The following is a 15,355-nucleotide window of genomic DNA, read 5'->3' on the forward strand; positions in this document are numbered from 1 at the left end:
GGCCGCGACGTGCCCGTGCTCAGGCCGACGCGGGCATCGCCATCGCGCCGTCGCCGCCGCCTCGAAGCGCGCGGCGCACGGCGAACGCGATCGGCAGGCCGAACAGCAGCGTGTGCGAGGCGAGGTCCAGCGCCGTCGACAGCGGCTTGAAGGTGACCGGTCGCGGGTAGGCCGACAGCGGCAGCACCACGAGCCGCATGACGAAAAACACGACCGCGCCGAACACGATGCCCGCCACCACCGGATGCGCGACCAGCGCCGGCAGGCGACGCGCGGCAGCGAGGAACACGAACGCCCAGATCAGCGCGAGCGCGAAGTGCGAGACCAGGCCGATCGCGGCGGTCGTCATGCCGCCGTCGTAGGCCGCGTTGCCGAGCCAGCCGCTCGCGATGGTCTGGAAAACGCGCACCGGCCCGACGCCGTTGGCGCCGGCGAACGAGAGCGCGAACAGCAGGTCGAGCAGGCCGGCGATCAGTCCGCCGATGACGACTGGACGCATGGACGACGTGGACATCGGGCACTCCGCAGGCGGTGGCGACGGTGCCGACACCCTGCCATCGCATCGCGCACTGCGGCGACCGTGCGTCGGCCGCCGCGTTGCGTGTCGCGTTACTTCGTCGCCGGCTCCGCCACGCCAAGCCGATCGAGCGCGAACGCGTACATCTCGGCGAACTCGCGATAGCGGCGGAAGCGTCCGGACTTGCCGCCGTGGCCGGCGTCCATGTTGGTGCGGAACAGCACCGGCTCGTGCGAGGTGTTGAGGTCACGCAGCCGCGCAACGTACTTCGCCGGCTCCCAGTACTGCACCTGCGAATCCCACAATCCCGTGCCTACGAACATCGCCGGGTACGACTGCCTGGTCAGGTTGTCGTACGGCGAGTACGTGACCATGTAGTCGTAGAAGTCCTTCTTCTCCGGGTTGCCCCACTCGTCGTATTCGTTGGTGGTGAGCGGGATCGTGGGATCGAGCATCGTCGTCACCACGTCCACGAACGGCACCTGCGACAGGATGAGACGGTACCTGTCGGGCGCCATGTTCGAGATCGCGCCCATCAGCAGGCCGCCGGCGCTGCCGCCGTACGCGGCGACGCGATCCTTCGCGGCGTAACCGTCCTTCACCAGCGCGTCGGTGACGTCGATGAAGTCGGTGAAGGTGTTCTTCTTGTTGAACAGCTTGCCCGCGTCGTACCAGCGACGCCCCATCTCCTCGCCACCGCGGATGTGCGCGATCGCATACACCATGCCGCGGTCGAGCAGGCTGACGACCGGCATGTTGAAGCCGGGGTCCATGGACATGCCGTAGCTGCCGTAGCCGTACTGCAGCAGCGCAGCGATGCCATCCTTCTTGAAGCCCTTGCGATAGACGATGGACACCGGAATCTTCGTGCCGTCGCGCGCGGTGGCCCACAGGCGTTCGGTCGTGTACTTGGACGGGTCGTAGCCGATCACCGCCTGCTGCTTGAGCAGGTTGCGCTCGCCGCTGCGCGTGTTCACTTCATAGGTCGTCGCCGGCGTGGTCAGCGACGTGTAGGTGTAGCGCAGCCAGTCGGTCTCGGGTTCGGCGTTGGTCGCGAGGCCCATGCTGTATGCCGGTTCGTCGGCCTTGACGTAGTCCTGCGAACCGTCGGACTTGAGCACGCGCAGGCGCTCGAGGCCATCGGAACGCTCGGCGATGACGGTGAAGTCGCGGAACATCTCGAACTCTTCGATGAAGACATCGTCGCTGGCCGCTATCCACTGCTTCCATTCCTTGCGCGAGCGCGCCTCGGTCGGCGCGGTCATCAGCTTGAAGTTCTTCGCGCCGCCTTCGTTGGTGCGGATCACCCAGCGACCGGCGTAATGGTCGGCCGTGTATTCGACGTCGCGCTCGCGTGGTGCGAAAACGGCGAACTCGCGCGGATCGTCTGCAGGCGCGAAGCGCATCTCGTCGGACACCGTGCTGCTCACCGAGATGCAGATGAAGCGGTCGTCGCGCGTGCGATCGATGCCTATGTAGAAGCTGTCGTCCTCTTCCTCATAGACGACCGGGTCCTGCGCGACCGGCGCGCCGAGCACATGCTTCTTGACGCGCTTGGTCAGCAGCGTTTCCGGATCGTTCTCGATGTAGAAGACGGTGCGGTTGTCGTCGGCCCAGACGATGTCGGTGGACGCGTTGCGGATCTCGTCGGGATACACCTCGCCGGTGTCCAGGTTCTTGAAGCGGATGACGTACTGGCGGCGGCCGACCGCGTCGTCTGCGTAGGCGAGCATGCGCCCGTCCTGGCTGACGGCGTAGTCGCCGACGCTGTAGTACTCGTGGCCGTGCGCGAGTGTGTTGACGTCGAGCAGCACCTGCTCGGTCGCGAAGTCGCCGGCGTCGTTGGCCTGCTGGATCGATGCGGCGCTTATGCCCTGTGCATCGCGGCGACGCGCATGCACCGGGTAATCCTTGCCGGTCTCGAAACGCGAGTAGTACCACCAACCCTTGTCGCGATACGGCACCGAGCTGTCGTCCTGCTTGATGCGGCCGACGATCTCGCCGTACAGGCGATCCTCGACCGGCTTGAGCCGATGCATGTACGCATCGACGTAGGCGTTCTCGGCCTTGAGGTAGGCGAGCATCTCCGGGTTCTTGCGCTTGTCGTCGCGCAGCCAGTAGTACTCGTCGCTGCGCTCGGCACCGAACGGCGCCTTCACCGTATGCGGCTTCTTGGCGACGTCGGGCGGTGCGGGCAGGTCGGCGGCGTGAATGGTCGTGGTCATGAGCGCGAAGGCCAGGAACGTCAGGAAGGCGCGCATTGTGCGTGTCCTCGTGGAAAGAAAAAGCCAAGGCCGCCCGGAGGCGGCCCTGGAATCGGTCGATTACGTGGCGACGCTCACCGGCTGCCGAGCGTGGTCCAGAGGAACGTGAAGGCCAGCGCGCTCATGTGCGCGGCCTGCGCGTTGTTCGCCGAGCCCCCGTGGCCGCCTTCGATGTTCTCGTAGTAGCGCACGTTCTTGCCGGCATCGAGCATCTTCGCGGCCATCTTGCGTGCATGGCCCGGATGCACGCGATCGTCGCGCGTGGAGGTCATGAAGATGGTCGGCGGATACGTCTTCGCCGGGTCGAACAGGTGGTACGGCGAGAAGTGCTGGATGAAGTCCCAGTCGGACGTGTCGGGGTCACCGTACTCGGCCATCCACGATGCACCGGCCAGCATGTGGCTGTAGCGCTTCATGTCGAGCAGCGGCACCTGCACGACGACCGCACCGAACAGCTCCGGGTACTGCGTGAGCATGTTGCCCATCAGCAGGCCGCCGTTGCTGCCGCCCTGGATGCCGAGGTGCTTCGGGGACGTGACCTTGCGTGCGATCAGGTCCTGCGCGACCGCCGCGAAATCCTCGTAGGCCTTGTGACGGTTCGCCTTGAGCGCGGCCTGATGCCAGCGCGGGCCGTACTCGCCGCCGCCGCGGATGTTAGCGACGACGTACACGCCGCCCTTCTCCAGCCAGCCCTTGCCGACGCCGCCGGAATACGCAGGAGTCAGCGAGATCTCGAAGCCGCCGTAGCCGTAGAGCAGCGTCGGCGCGGTGCCGTCGAGCGTCATGCCCTTCGGATGCACGATGAAATACGGGACTTTCGTGCCGTCCTTGCTCGTCGCGAAATGCTGTTCGATGACGTCCTTCGACGCGTCGAAGAACGTCGGCATCGTCTTCAGCACTTCGGGCTTCTCGCCGAGCGTCGCGAGCGACAGCGTGGTCGGCGTGAGGTAGTCCGTCGCCGTCAGCCAGACTGCATCGCTGTCGTCGGGATCGACGGCGGTGACCTCGAGCGTCCCAAATGTGGGAGCGCCGACGAATGCACTGCGCGCCCACCCGTTCGCACTCGGCGTCAGCACGCTCAGGCGGTTCTTGACGTCCTCCAGCACGTTGAGCACGACGTGATGGCGCGTCCACGTCGCGCTCGCGAGCGAGCTGTGCTCGTCGGGTTCGAACAGCACGTCGAAGTCGCGCTTGCCGGCCATGAAATCGTCGAACTTCGTCGCGATCAGGCTGCCGGATTTGTAGGTCTTGCCGCCGGCCGTGTACGCATCGCGCAGTTCGAGCACCAGCCATTCGCGATGCACGGACTTCTGCGCGGAATTCGGCGCATCGATCTTGACCAGGCTGCCGTCCTTGCGGCGCAGGTACAGCTCGTCGTTATAGAAGGCGATGGTGCGGCTGACGAAGTCGCGTTCGAAACCCGGCGTGCTGTCGTGCTGCGCCGCGATGTACATGTCGGCATCCGTGCCTTCGTACACGACCTTCGCCGACGCCAGCGGCGTGCCGCGCGTCCATTCCTTGACGATGCGCGGATAGCCTGACGGCGTCATCGTGCCCGCGCCGAAATCGCTGTAGACGTAGGCGCGGTCGATGTCGATCCAGTCCATGCCGCCCTTGGCTTCGGGGCGGTAGAAACCGTCGGTGACGAACGATTTCGTCGTGAGGTCGAACTCGCGCGTGACGTCCGCATCCGAGCCGCCGTTCGACAGCGCGAGCAGGCAGTGGCGGTAGTCGGGCTTCAGGCAGTTCGCGCCGTGGAAGACCCACTTCGCGTTCTCGGCCTTGTTGAGCGCATCGACGTCGAGCACCGTTTCCCATTGCGGGTTCGGCTTGCGGTATTCGTCGAGCGTGGTGCGGCGCCAGATGCCGCGCTCGTGCTGCGCATCCTTCCAGAAGTTGTAGTAGTAGGCGCCGAGTTTCTCGACCGCCGGGATCTTCGCTTCCGAGTCGAGGATCGCGCGGATCTCGCCTTCGAGCTGCTTGAACTCCGGCGTGGTGGCGAGTTCGGCTTCGGTCTTGGCGTTGTGCTCGCGCACCCAGGCGAGCGGGCGGTCGCCGGTGACGTCTTCGAGCCAGAGATAGGGGTCGGGGGTTTGCACGGCGGCCTCCTGCGCGCTCGCGGCGCTCGCGGTGGCCAGTACGGCAGTGAGGACAATGCCAGTCGTACGTCGTGTCATCGCGTCGCGGGTTTTCGGGAAAGCCCGGACGCTAGCACAGCCGCAGGACGCCGCTCCGCGGCAGGGATCACGCCGCGCGGCGGGTCTCGGCACGACGTACCGGACGCACACGACGTCGGGCCTGCGGCTGCGTGCGACCCGATGCGGCGCCGATGGCCACCGCTTCCGATTCCATCGCACGGCGCGGCAACGCGAAACCGTGCAGGCCCCACCATGCGACCGCTGGCATGCCGACCAGCCACATCGGCAGCCAGCCGAACGTGGACATGCCGCGCGCGGCGGGCAGCAACGTCACCAGCACCGCGCCAATGGCGAGCACGGTGCACAGGACTTCGTCGAGGACGGACATCGGGGTGCGGGCTTCGGTCGTCATGGCGGCAGCGGCAGTGGACGGGTCTGCACCATCGACGCCGCGGGTCTCATGGGCTGCGATGCCCGGATCGGGGCGACGGACGGTGCGGTCGCGAACCCCGAAAAGCAGATCGCCACGCGGGCGAACCTGCGTGGCGATCGGTGTGTGCTGCATTGCGCGCCGGATGGCGCGTCGTCGTCAGCGCCCGTACTTGCCCAGCGACAGTTCGAGATGCGTGATCGCCTGCTGGCGCAGCGCGGCGGGCTCGATGATCTCGGCGTCGGCGCCGTAGTGCATGACGTCCATCAGCAGCTCGCGCTCGGTGCTGTAGGGCACCTTCAGCTCGAAGCGGCCGTCGGGCAGGAAGCGGCCCTGCTGCTGCGAATGCCAGTGCTCGTCGGCGACCCAGCGCGCGGCCTTGGGCGAGAACACGATGGTGGCCCAGCCCTTGGGCGCGCCGCTGAAGATGCCGTAGCTGGACGACAGCTGGCGATCGAGTTCCTCGTCCGGCACATCACGCGCCGCGTCGTCGGAGACACGCGCGCTCTGAATGCGGTCGACGGCGAAGCTGCGCAGCGCTTCGCGCTCGTGGTCCCAGGCGTCGAGGTACCAGTTCTCGCGGTAGTGCGTGAGGCGCTGTGGCGACACGGTGCGGCGCGTCTTCTCGTCGGTCGAACGCGCGCGGTAGTCGAACACCAGCTGGCGGCGATCGAGCACGGCGGTGGCGACGTTGCGGAAGCTGGCTTCGTCGAGGCGACGGCGGCGATGCGGGATGACGCGCACGCGCTCGACCGGCACGCGGCGTCCACCCGCATGCTCGCCGAGCAGCTTCTCGATGCGCTGCTGCAGCGGCGCCAGCGCATTCGACAGCACGCCGCCGCCCGAGCGCACCAGCAACTGCTGGGCAGCAAGCAGCGAATAGAGTTCTTCCGACGACAGCCACAGCCCGGGCAGCTCGAAGCGCGTGCCGTCGCTGTGGTCGTAGCGGAAACCCGCCTCGCCGTTGCCGACGACGGGCGCCATCAGGTAGTCGCGCAGGTAGGCGAGGTCGCGGTAGACCGTCGCGCGCGAGCACTGCAGCTCTTCCTGCAGGCGCTGCACCGTGACCGGATAGCGCGAGGCGCTCAGGATGCGGTGCAGGGCGTGGATGCGTTCGATGCGTTCCATTCGGGCTCGAGGTCGTGGGGGCCGGGGCCGATGCCGATGCCAAGCATGGCACTGCCCTCGCACCAGCGGCTAGGGCCGGTCGGGGCGCAGTCTCGACGCGGCGGTCGTCGCGGGATGTGAAACGGGATATGAAACGGGGAGCGGCGGCGCGGTGGCTCTCGGGCACAATGACGCGATGCGAGGCCCATCAGAACCGGTGATCGACACGTCCCCGACGCCCGGCGACGAGGTCCGCACCACCACCTGCTACATGTGCGCCTGCCGCTGCGGAATCAAGGTCTGGCTGCAGCACGGTCGGATCCGGTACATCCAGGGCAACCCCGAGCACCCGGTCAACAAGGGCGTGCTCTGCGCCAAGGGCTCGGCCGGGATCATGCAGCACTACTCCCCGGCCCGCCTGTCGCGGCCGCTCAAGCGGGTCGGCGAGCGCGGCGCGGGCGAGTTCGAGGAGATCAGCTGGGACGAGGCGCTGGATCTGGCAACGTCGTGGCTCAGGCCCATCCGCGAGCGCAACCCGGACGAGCTCGCCTTCTTCACCGGCCGCGACCAGAGCCAGGCGCTGACCGGCTGGTGGGCGCAGCAGTTCGGCACGATCAACTACGCGGCGCACGGCGGCTTCTGCTCGGTGAACATGGCCGCGGGCGGGCTGTACACGCTGGGCGGCAGTTTCTGGGAATTCGGCGAGCCCGACTGGGAGCGCACGCGCTACCTGATGCTGTGGGGCGTCGCCGAAGACCACGACTCCAACCCGATCAAGCTCGGCCTCGGCACGCTCAAGGCGCGAGGCGCCAAGATCGTTTCGGTCAATCCGGTGCGAACCGGCTATGGCGCCATCGCGGACGAATGGATCGGCATCCGCCCCGGCACCGACGGCCTGTTCGCGTTCGCGTTGATCCACGAGCTGCTGCGCAACGACCGCATCGATCTCGACTATCTCGTGCGCTACACGAACGCGCACTGGCTGGTGATCCGCGATGAAGGCGCGGCCGACGACGGCCTGTTCGCTCGCGACGCGGAAGGTCGCCCGCTGTGCTTCGACCGCGCGAGCGGCGCCTGCGTCGACGCGAACTCGATCGACGTGCTGCCTGCCGTGGTTGGCGAATACACGCTGGCCGACGGCCGCATCGCCGTGCCCTCTTTCCAGCTGCTGGCCGAACGCTACATGGATCCGCAGTACGCGCCGGATGCGGTCAGCGAACGTTGCGGCGTGCCCGCCGACACCATCCGCCGCATCGCACGCGAACTCGCCGAGAACGCGTTCGACCACGAACTGCGCCTGCCCATCGCATGGACGGATGCCTGGGGCCGCGAGCACGCCGAGATGGTCGGCCGCCCGGTGTCGATGCACGCCATGCGCGGCATCAGCGCGCACAGCAACGGCTTCCACACCTGCCGCGCGCTGCACGTGCTGCAGCTGCTGCTCGGCGCGATCGACACGCCCGGCTCGTTCCGCTACCAGCCGCCGTTTCCGAAGCCGATTCCACCGCCGAATCGCCCCGGCCGCACGCGGCAGGCGAACGGCGTGCTCGACGCTGCGCCGCTGGGTTTCGTGCACGGGCCGGAAGACCTCGTCGTCGACGAAAACGGCGAGCCGCGCCGCATCGACCACGCGTTCTCGTGGAGCTATCCGCTGGCCGCTCACGGGATGATGCACACCGTCATCCGCAACGCGTGGGCCGGCAATCCATACAAGATCGACACGCTCATGATGTTCATGGCGAACATGAGCTGGAACTCGTCGATGAACACCGCCGAGACCATCGGCTGGCTCACCGACAAGGACGAATCGGGCGAGTACCGCATCCCGCGCATCATCTATTGCGACGCGTACTCCTCCGAGATGGTGGCGTACGCGGACCTGGTGTTCCCCGATCCGACGTACCTCGAACGGTTCGATTCGATCAGCCTGCTCGACCGGCCCATCTCCGATGCCGACGGTGCCGCGGACGCGATCCGTCATCCGATCTTCGACCCCGCTACGCAGCCGGATGCGGAAGGCCGCCCGCGCGATATCCGGGGGTTCCAGAGCGTGCTGATCGACCTCGGTGCGCGGCTCGGCCTGCCCGGGCTCATCAACGAGGACCGCACGCCGAAGTACCGCGACTACGCCGACTACATCGTGCGCCACGAACGCGCGCCGGGCGTCGGCCTGCTCGCCGGCTGGCGTGGTGCGGACGGTTCGCTGGAAGCCAAAGGCGCGCCGAATCCGTCGCAGCTCGATGCCTACATCGCCAACAACGGTTTCTGGCGCAGCGAGATCCCCGAGCACGCGCGCTATTTCAAGATGGCCAATCGCGGCTATCTCGAATGGGCGCAGACGATGGGCTTCCTCGGCAGCACGCAGCCGATCGTGCTGCAGCTTTATTCGGAAACGCTGCAGAAGTTCCGACTTGCCGCACAGGGCCACGGCGCGCACGTGCCGCCAGCGCAGCATCGCGAACGCGTCGCCACGTATTTCGATCCGCTGCCGATCTGGTACGAGCCGTTCGAACAGGCGCAGCAGGGCGACGCGGGGGATCGCGAGTTTCCGCTGTCGGCGATCACCCAGCGCCCGATGTTCATGTACCACGCGTGGCATTCGCAGAACGCGTGGCTGCGGCAGATCGCGACGCGCAACTATCTCTACCTGCATCCGGACACCGCGCACCGCCACGGCATTCGCGACGAGGACTGGATCGACGTGACCTCGCACCACGGCACCATTACCGTGCAGGCGCGCACCGCATCCAACGTGCAGCCCGACACGGTGTGGACGTGGAACGCGATCGGCAAGCGCCGCGGTGCGTGGAAGTTACCGAAGGACGCGCCGGAAGCCACCAAGGGCTTCCTGATGAACCATCTGATTTCCGACATCACGCCGCGCGGCGATTACGCGAACGCCGACCCGGTGACGGGTCAGGCGGCATGGTTCGACCTGCGCGTGCGCATCACGCCGAGCGCGGCGATCGACGGTTCCTCGCATCCGCAGTTCGCGCCGATCGCGGGCACGCCGGCCGACGATGCGCCGCTGCGCTACGGCGCCGATTTCCGCCGCGAACGCGACACCCGCGAGGCGTCATGAAAACGCGAACCCTCATCGGCTACGCGCTGGTCGCGCTTGGCTTCCTGCTGATCATCCTGCTCGGCTACGGCGTGATCCAGCCGTTCGGCGACATCTCGAAGGCGGACGATATCGGCGGCCTGTTTCGCGTGGTCGCGCCGAGTTTTCTGATTCCGCTCGCGATCTTCCTGGTCGGCATCGCGCTCGCACGCGGAGGACGTCGCCGGTGACGATGCTGCCGCCACCGACTCCGAAGAAGCTCGGGCTGGTCATCGACCTCGACACCTGCGTCGGCTGCCATGCCTGCGCGGTGAGCTGCAAGGAATGGAACGCAGGCGGTTTCGCCGCGCCGCTGCCCGACGAAAAGCCCTACGGCGAAAAACCGACCGGCGTGTGGTTCAACCGTGTACACAGCTACGAGCTGGCGGCGGTGCTGGTCGATGACAACGTGCCTGCTGCACCGCGCGAATCCGATACGTCGATGCGCGACGCCGGCCATCTTGGCGATTTCGATCGCGGCGTCGGTATTGACGCAGCCCGCGCACAGCCGGCGCAAGCCGACAGCCCTGATGCCACGTCGCGTCCCGGCCGCAGTTCGATGTCGATCGTCGCGGAAGCTTCGCAGCCGGCGATGACGCTGCACTTCCCGCGCTCATGCCTGCACTGCGAGGAGCCGGCCTGCGTCACCGTCTGCCCGACCGGTGCGAGCTACAAGCGCGCAGAAGACGGCATCGTGCTGGTCGACGAGGACAAGTGCATCGGCTGCAAGCTGTGCTCGTGGGCCTGCCCGTATGGCGCGCGCGAGTACAGCGCCGTCGAAGGCGTGATGAAGAAATGCACGCTGTGCATCGACCGCATCTACAACGAGAACCTGCCCGAGGCCGAGCGCCAGCCGGCCTGCGTACAGGCCTGCCCGACGCGCGCACGCCACTTCGGTGATCTCGCCGATCCCGACTCCGCCGTGTCCAAGCTGGTCGCCGCACGCGGCGGCGTCGACCTGATGGCCGAGCTCGGCTACAAGCCGACCAACAAGTACCTGCCGCCGCGCCCGCGACGTGCCGCCGCCGCACCCGTCGTCGAGCAGGTCGACACGCAGGCGCTGCCGCCGGTGCTGCGCTGGCTCGATCGCGTGCTGTCGCGCTGAGGTCCTGATGCACCCCGCTCTTTCGGTCATCTTTTTCACCGCGCTCTCGGGCCTCGGTTACGGCCTGCTCGCGTGGAGCGGCTTCGCAGCATTGATCGGCACATCGCCGCGTGCATTGCTCGCTGCACTCGTGCTCGGGATGCTGGCGTCGATCATCGGCCTGCTGTGCTCGGTCGGACACCTGGGCAAGCCGCTGCGTGCGTGGCGCGCGTTCTCGCAATGGCGCACGTCGTGGCTGTCGCGCGAGGGCGTGGTGTCGCTGGCGACGTTCGCGCCCGCGCTGGTGCTGATCGCGGCGTTGCTGCCGCGGTTCGTCGCAACGGGCTTCACAGGCGCGCCAGAGTTGGTTGGCATCGCACTCATCGTCGCGGCCGTGCTGCTCGTAGTCGGGGCGCTCGCCACGGTGTACTGCACGTCGATGATCTATGCGTCGCTCAAGCCGATTCCCGCGTGGACGCACCGCACGGTGCCCGCGGTCTACCTGTTGTTCGCACTGGTGACGGGCGGCATCGCTTTCCTGACCCTGCGCGCGATCTTCGGTTCGCCGCCGTCGCGCATGACGCTGCTGATGGCGGTGGTCGGAACCGGTGTGCTCGCGCTGCTGAAGCGCCGCTACTGGACCGCGATCGATACGACGCCACTGCCAATGACGCGCGGCGATGCGGTCGGCCTGCCGCAGCGCACGGTCACCGTGTTCGAGCGCCCGCACACCGAAGGCAACTTCGTGACGCGTGAAATGGTGTTCGTGCTCGCGCGCAAGCATGCGTCGACGTTGCGTGCGATCGCGATGATCGCCTTCGCCACGCTGCCGGCGCTCGCACTTGCGGCAGCGTGGGTGCTGCCGTCAGCCGCCGCGCCACTGTTGATCGTGGCAACGGCGTCGGTGCTGATCGGCGCGTTCGTCGAACGCTGGCTGTTCTTCGCGGAAGCCCGGCACTTGGTGTCGCTGTACTACTGACGCGGCGCAACCGCGACGGAGAATCACCATGTCCGACGAAGACCGCATCCGCGCCCTCATCCAACAGTGGCATGACGCGACCGCCGCGGGCGACGTCGACGCCGTGCTCGCCCTGATGAGCGAAGACGCGGAGTTCATCGCGCCGGGCCGCGCGCCGATGAAGGGACGCGCCGGATTCGAGACCGGCCTGCGTTCGCTGCTGAAAACGCATCGCATCGAATCGAGTGCGGATATCGAAGAAGTGCAGGTCACCGGCGACGCCGCGTTCGCGGTGTCGCGCCTCTCCGTAACCATCATCCCGACCGATGCCGCCGGCGAAGCGAGTTCGCGCTCCGGCTATGCGCTGTCGATCTTCGCGCGGCAGGCGAATGGCGACTGGCTGCTGGTACGCGACGCGAACCTGCTCGGCGCACCGAGCGACGAGTAACGCGCGTCGCGACGCGACGTCAGGACACGAACGGGCCGGTATCCGGCTCCGACGATCCCGCAATCAGCTCCGCGGCGCCATGCGCGAGCAGTTCCTGCGCGACGAGCTGGCCTAACGCGTCCGGCGTGTCGATGCCGCCATCGGCCGACGCACGCACATGGCGACCGTCAAGCGCGGAACCGACCAGACCTTCGAGATGCATGTGCGTGCCGTCGAGCGTGGCGAACGCGGCGACCGGCACGTGGCAGCTGCCGTGCAACGCGCGGTTCATGGCGCGCTCGGCATCGACGCAGGCACGCGTCGTCGCACAGTTCAGCGCATCGAACAGCGCAATCGTTGCGACGTCGTCGCTGCGGCATTCGACGGCAATCGCACCCTGTGCGGGTGCGGGCAGCCAATCCGGTGCGGCCAAACGCGCGCGGATGCGGTCGTCGAAACCGAGGCGTTGCAGGCCGGCACAAGCGAGCACGATCGCGTCGTAGTCGCCGGCGTCGAGCTTGGCGAGGCGCGTGTTGACGTTACCGCGTAAGTCGCGCAGCACGAGGTCGGGCCGGCGCGCGCGCAGCTGCGCCTGTCGACGCAGCGACGACGTGCCGACCACGGCGCCGTCCGGCAATGCGTCGATGCCGTCGAAATGGTTGCTGACGAAAGCGTCGGCGTAGTCCGCGCGGGTCAGGATCGCCGGCAGCGTGAAGCCGGGCTCCAGATCCATCGGCACGTCCTTGAGCGAATGCACCGCGCAGTCGGCTTCGCCGCGCAGCATCGCGAGCTCGAGTTCCTTGAGGAACAGGCCCTTGCCGCCGATCGCGGCCAGCGAACGGTCCAGCACCTCGTCGCCGCGCGTGCTCATGGGCACGAGTTCGACGCTGAGGCCGGGATGCGCGGCGCGCAGGCGATCGGCGACGTGTTCGGTCTGCCACAGCGCCAGCGGGCTCTTTCGGGTGGCGATGCGGAGCACGCCGGAAGTCGGGGTCGAAGTCACCGCGGCATTGTCGCGGATCGGGCGGCTTCGCCCAACCGCGCCGTTCACGCGGTCAGCGCGGCCGGCTGGTGATGAGCGCGATCATCGCGCCGACCAGGCCCACGAGCAGCGCACCCGCGACACCAGTGGCCGCGCAGCGCACCCATCACCGCACCGCAGCTGGCGCCGACCAGCGCGGCGATGGCCACGATGATCAGGCGCGAGACGATGCGGTCGTGCGCGACGCCGTGGCTGTCGGCCGCCTGTTGCAGACGATGCATCGCCAGCAGTCGCTCGGCCGCGGCTTCCGCCTCGGCCGGGTCGCGTTGCGGCGATTGCGGGGCGTCGCCCACGTCAGAGATGAGCGAGTCGCTCGCGCAGCGAGGCCACGCAGCGTCGGCTCACTTCCAGCGGCTGGCGGCCGTGGCGCAGAACCGCCTGGACGTGGCCGTCGGGGCTGCGCTTGAGTTCGACCAGTTCGTGCCGCGCGACCAGGCAGTTGCGATGGATACGCACGAAGCGATCGCCGAATTCGAGTTCCAGCGACCGCAGTGATTCCTCGATGAGATCCTCGCCGCGTGCGTGATGCACGACGACGTACTTCTCCTCGGCCTGCAGGTAGTGGATGTCGTCGATCGGGATCAACCGCAGCGAGCCGCGCAGACGCGCGCACAGGTGCGTGCGCTTGCGCGTGCTGCCATCGCCGTTCGTGCGCACCGACGTAAGCCTGCGTACGCGATCGAGCGCGGCGGCGAGTCGCTCAGGCCGCACGGGCTTGACCAGATAGTCGAGCGCTTCGGCTTCGAACGCCGACACCGCATGCGCGTCGTAGGCGGTGCAGAAGATGACGGCCGGGCGCGGTTCGCTCGCGGCGAGATGCCGCGCGGTTTCCAGCCCGTCCATGCCCGGCATCGATACGTCGAGCAGGACCAGGTCCGGATGATGTTCGGCGCATGCCTGCAGCGCCTGCGTGCCGTCTGCCGCAGTCGCGACCACGTATACGCCGGGCTGCTCTTCGAGCAGCGCGCGCAGGCGGTCGCGAGCCAACGGCTCGTCTTCGGCAACAACTACATTCAGCGTATCCACGTACCCCTCCGTCGATACCCCCCGGCACCGATATTAGCCTTACCGCGGGTCCGTGGAAGCGTTGCGTCAACCAGTTTCTGAACCGGTCGCAAGAATCCGGTCGAACCAGCCACGCAACGCGTCGATTTCCTCGAGGCAGACCTGGTGCGCCATCGGGTAGGCGTGGAACTCGGCCTGGAAGCCGAGCGCGCGCAGTCGCCGTGCCGCATCCTCACCTGCAGCGTATGGCACAACCGGGTCCTGACGTCCATGGGCGACGAACACGGGCTGGCTGCGCGCGGCCACCGGCGTGTTGTCCAGCCGGGACAATGCGTCCGCGCCAAGCGGCAGGTACGTGGACAGCGCGACCAGCCCCGCGAGTGGTTCAGTGCGACGCAGGCCCGCGGCGAGCGTCACCGCGCCGCCCTGCGAGAAACCCGCGAGGATGATCCGCGACGCCGGCACGCCGCGTTCGATCTCGTTCGCGATCAGCGCATCGACGCGCGCGACGGATTCATCGACACCTTTCGCATCCGCGCGACCGGTGAGATCGAAGCTCACGATGTCGTACCACGAGCGCATGCGCATGCCACCGTTGATGGTGACGGGCTGCAAGGGCGCGTGCGGAAACACGAAGCGGATCGCGGGCCATTGCGGGCGCACGAGCTCGGGCACCAGCGGTGCGAAGTCGTTGCCGTCCGCGCCGAGGCCGTGCAGCCAGATCACCGACCACTGCGGCGACTCGCCGGTTTCCTTTTCGATGCGTTCGGGCAGGTCCACGGCGCGTCTCCGGTGCGGGGACGCGGACTATAGCCGCCTCACGCGGCCATGCGTGCGCACGAGTCCGCACAGCGGCGGCAGGCGTCGGCGCAGCGACGCATGACCTCGTCGTCGCCCGCCATCGCTTCGCACGATTCCGCACAGCGGCGGCAGATCTCCATGCAGGCGCGACAGGTGTGCACGTGCACGTCGGCGCCGCGCAGCATCGCGTCCGCGCTGGTGCGGCAGATGTCGGCGCAGGTCGCCATCAGCACGATGTGGTCGGCCGCGACATGTTCGCCGCCGCGCTGCAGGCAATGACGCATCGTCTCGACGCAGATCGCGTGGCAGTCGGTGCAGTTGGCGATGCATTCGTCCATCGACGGATCGCGCGCGCTCGTCGCGTTGGCCATGTCGGTGCTCCACGGAACGGGTCGCCCAGTTTCACGTCGGCGGCGTCGACCATGCGTCGATGCGGCCGTGGCGATTTCATGCCCCGTGCGCGAGCGGCCGCCTAGGCTGCG

At 67.6% G+C, this 15,355-nt stretch carries 15 protein-coding genes; 5 read left to right on the top strand and 10 right to left on the bottom strand.

Annotated features, from left to right (window positions below; all coding sequences use genetic code 11):
• Nucleotides 1-19: 19 nt before the first annotated feature.
• The 5 genes from ACVWZN_RS11045 to ACVWZN_RS11065 all read right to left on the bottom strand — a co-directional run bounded on the left by ACVWZN_RS11045 (nucleotide 20) and on the right by ACVWZN_RS11065 (nucleotide 6,477).
• On the bottom strand, nucleotides 20-514 hold the full coding sequence (locus ACVWZN_RS11045) for a hypothetical protein (RefSeq protein WP_456953851.1): 495 nt from the start codon (nucleotides 512-514) through the stop codon (nucleotides 20-22).
• 95 nt (nucleotides 515-609) lie between these two features.
• Entirely contained in the window at nucleotides 610-2,778 is a 2,169-nt protein-coding gene (locus ACVWZN_RS11050; protein ID WP_456953852.1) for a S9 family peptidase, read from the bottom strand.
• Between the two features lie 77 nt (nucleotides 2,779-2,855).
• Nucleotides 2,856-4,958 carry a prolyl oligopeptidase family serine peptidase gene (locus ACVWZN_RS11055; RefSeq protein ID WP_456953853.1) on the bottom strand — a complete coding sequence of 701 codons (2,103 nt, stop codon included), beginning with the start codon at nucleotides 4,956-4,958 and terminating at the stop codon, nucleotides 2,856-2,858.
• Between the two features lie 67 nt (nucleotides 4,959-5,025).
• Complete coding sequence (locus ACVWZN_RS11060; protein ID WP_456953854.1) at nucleotides 5,026-5,331, bottom strand: hypothetical protein; 306 nt, start codon at nucleotides 5,329-5,331, stop codon at nucleotides 5,026-5,028.
• Between the two features lie 177 nt (nucleotides 5,332-5,508).
• On the bottom strand, nucleotides 5,509-6,477 hold the full coding sequence (locus ACVWZN_RS11065; RefSeq protein WP_456953855.1) for a helix-turn-helix transcriptional regulator: 969 nt from the start codon (nucleotides 6,475-6,477) through the stop codon (nucleotides 5,509-5,511).
• A 175-nt stretch (nucleotides 6,478-6,652) separates the two neighbouring features.
• Between ACVWZN_RS11065 and ACVWZN_RS11070 the strand changes: the two genes are divergently transcribed.
• Genes ACVWZN_RS11070 through ACVWZN_RS11090 form a run of 5 tightly spaced genes read left to right on the top strand, consistent with a single transcriptional unit; the run spans nucleotide 6,653 to nucleotide 12,046 of the window.
• Nucleotides 6,653-9,538, top strand: a complete 2,886-nt coding sequence (locus tag ACVWZN_RS11070) for a molybdopterin oxidoreductase family protein (protein ID WP_456953856.1) — start codon at nucleotides 6,653-6,655, stop codon at nucleotides 9,536-9,538.
• Complete coding sequence (locus ACVWZN_RS11075; protein WP_456953857.1) at nucleotides 9,535-9,747, top strand: hypothetical protein; 213 nt, start codon at nucleotides 9,535-9,537, stop codon at nucleotides 9,745-9,747. Before ACVWZN_RS11070 ends, ACVWZN_RS11075 begins: the two co-directional genes overlap by 4 nt.
• Before the next feature lie 2 nt (nucleotides 9,748-9,749).
• The gene (locus tag ACVWZN_RS11080; RefSeq protein ID WP_456954756.1) at nucleotides 9,750-10,661 is read left to right on the top strand and encodes a 4Fe-4S dicluster domain-containing protein; all 912 of its coding nucleotides are present in this window, start codon (nucleotides 9,750-9,752) and stop codon (nucleotides 10,659-10,661) included.
• Between the two features lie 7 nt (nucleotides 10,662-10,668).
• Complete coding sequence (locus ACVWZN_RS11085) at nucleotides 10,669-11,619, top strand: dimethyl sulfoxide reductase anchor subunit family protein (RefSeq protein WP_456953858.1); 951 nt, start codon at nucleotides 10,669-10,671, stop codon at nucleotides 11,617-11,619.
• A gap of 28 nt (nucleotides 11,620-11,647) precedes the next feature.
• Nucleotides 11,648-12,046, top strand: a complete 399-nt coding sequence (locus ACVWZN_RS11090) for a YybH family protein (RefSeq protein ID WP_456953859.1) — start codon at nucleotides 11,648-11,650, stop codon at nucleotides 12,044-12,046.
• Between the two features lie 19 nt (nucleotides 12,047-12,065).
• On the opposite strand, the gene hemC is transcribed toward ACVWZN_RS11090, so the two are convergent.
• The 5 genes from hemC to ACVWZN_RS11115 form a co-directional block, all read right to left on the bottom strand.
• On the bottom strand, nucleotides 12,066-13,004 hold the full coding sequence (gene hemC, locus ACVWZN_RS11095) for a hydroxymethylbilane synthase (protein ID WP_456954757.1): 939 nt from the start codon (nucleotides 13,002-13,004) through the stop codon (nucleotides 12,066-12,068).
• Nucleotides 13,005-13,072: 68 nt separating this feature from the next.
• Nucleotides 13,073-13,360 carry a hypothetical protein gene (locus tag ACVWZN_RS11100; protein WP_456953860.1) on the bottom strand — a complete coding sequence of 96 codons (288 nt, stop codon included), beginning with the start codon at nucleotides 13,358-13,360 and terminating at the stop codon, nucleotides 13,073-13,075.
• A 1-nt stretch (nucleotide 13,361) separates the two neighbouring features.
• The gene (locus ACVWZN_RS11105) at nucleotides 13,362-14,084 is read right to left on the bottom strand and encodes a LytR/AlgR family response regulator transcription factor (protein WP_027081723.1); all 723 of its coding nucleotides are present in this window, start codon (nucleotides 14,082-14,084) and stop codon (nucleotides 13,362-13,364) included.
• A 75-nt stretch (nucleotides 14,085-14,159) separates the two neighbouring features.
• Nucleotides 14,160-14,846, bottom strand: a complete 687-nt coding sequence (locus ACVWZN_RS11110; protein ID WP_456954758.1) for an alpha/beta hydrolase — start codon at nucleotides 14,844-14,846, stop codon at nucleotides 14,160-14,162.
• A gap of 44 nt (nucleotides 14,847-14,890) precedes the next feature.
• Nucleotides 14,891-15,244, bottom strand: coding sequence for a four-helix bundle copper-binding protein (locus tag ACVWZN_RS11115; RefSeq protein WP_456953861.1), 354 nt, complete (start codon nucleotides 15,242-15,244; stop codon nucleotides 14,891-14,893).
• Nucleotides 15,245-15,355: the final 111 nt, after the last annotated feature.

This window comes from Lysobacter sp. HA35, assembly GCF_054061195.1.

What these genes read in the sequence shown, in the direction of transcription:
- ACVWZN_RS11070 (WP_456953856.1), top strand. Translation starts at nt 6,653, where the DNA reads ATGCGAGGCCCATCAGAACCGGTGATCGACACGTCCCCGACGCCCGGC.
- ACVWZN_RS11075 (WP_456953857.1), top strand. Translation starts at nt 9,535, where the DNA reads ATGAAAACGCGAACCCTCATCGGCTACGCGCTGGTCGCGCTTGGCTTC.
- ACVWZN_RS11080 (WP_456954756.1), top strand. Translation starts at nt 9,750, where the DNA reads ATGCTGCCGCCACCGACTCCGAAGAAGCTCGGGCTGGTCATCGACCTC.
- ACVWZN_RS11055 (WP_456953853.1), bottom strand. Translation starts at nt 4,958, where the DNA reads ATGACACGACGTACGACTGGCATTGTCCTCACTGCCGTACTGGCCACC.
- ACVWZN_RS11090 (WP_456953859.1), top strand. Translation starts at nt 11,648, where the DNA reads ATGTCCGACGAAGACCGCATCCGCGCCCTCATCCAACAGTGGCATGAC.
- ACVWZN_RS11115 (WP_456953861.1), bottom strand. Translation starts at nt 15,244, where the DNA reads ATGGCCAACGCGACGAGCGCGCGCGATCCGTCGATGGACGAATGCATC.
- ACVWZN_RS11050 (WP_456953852.1), bottom strand. Translation starts at nt 2,778, where the DNA reads ATGCGCGCCTTCCTGACGTTCCTGGCCTTCGCGCTCATGACCACGACC.
- ACVWZN_RS11085 (WP_456953858.1), top strand. Translation starts at nt 10,669, where the DNA reads ATGCACCCCGCTCTTTCGGTCATCTTTTTCACCGCGCTCTCGGGCCTC.
- ACVWZN_RS11045 (WP_456953851.1), bottom strand. Translation starts at nt 514, where the DNA reads ATGTCCACGTCGTCCATGCGTCCAGTCGTCATCGGCGGACTGATCGCC.
- ACVWZN_RS11060 (WP_456953854.1), bottom strand. Translation starts at nt 5,331, where the DNA reads ATGACGACCGAAGCCCGCACCCCGATGTCCGTCCTCGACGAAGTCCTG.
- ACVWZN_RS11065 (WP_456953855.1), bottom strand. Translation starts at nt 6,477, where the DNA reads ATGGAACGCATCGAACGCATCCACGCCCTGCACCGCATCCTGAGCGCC.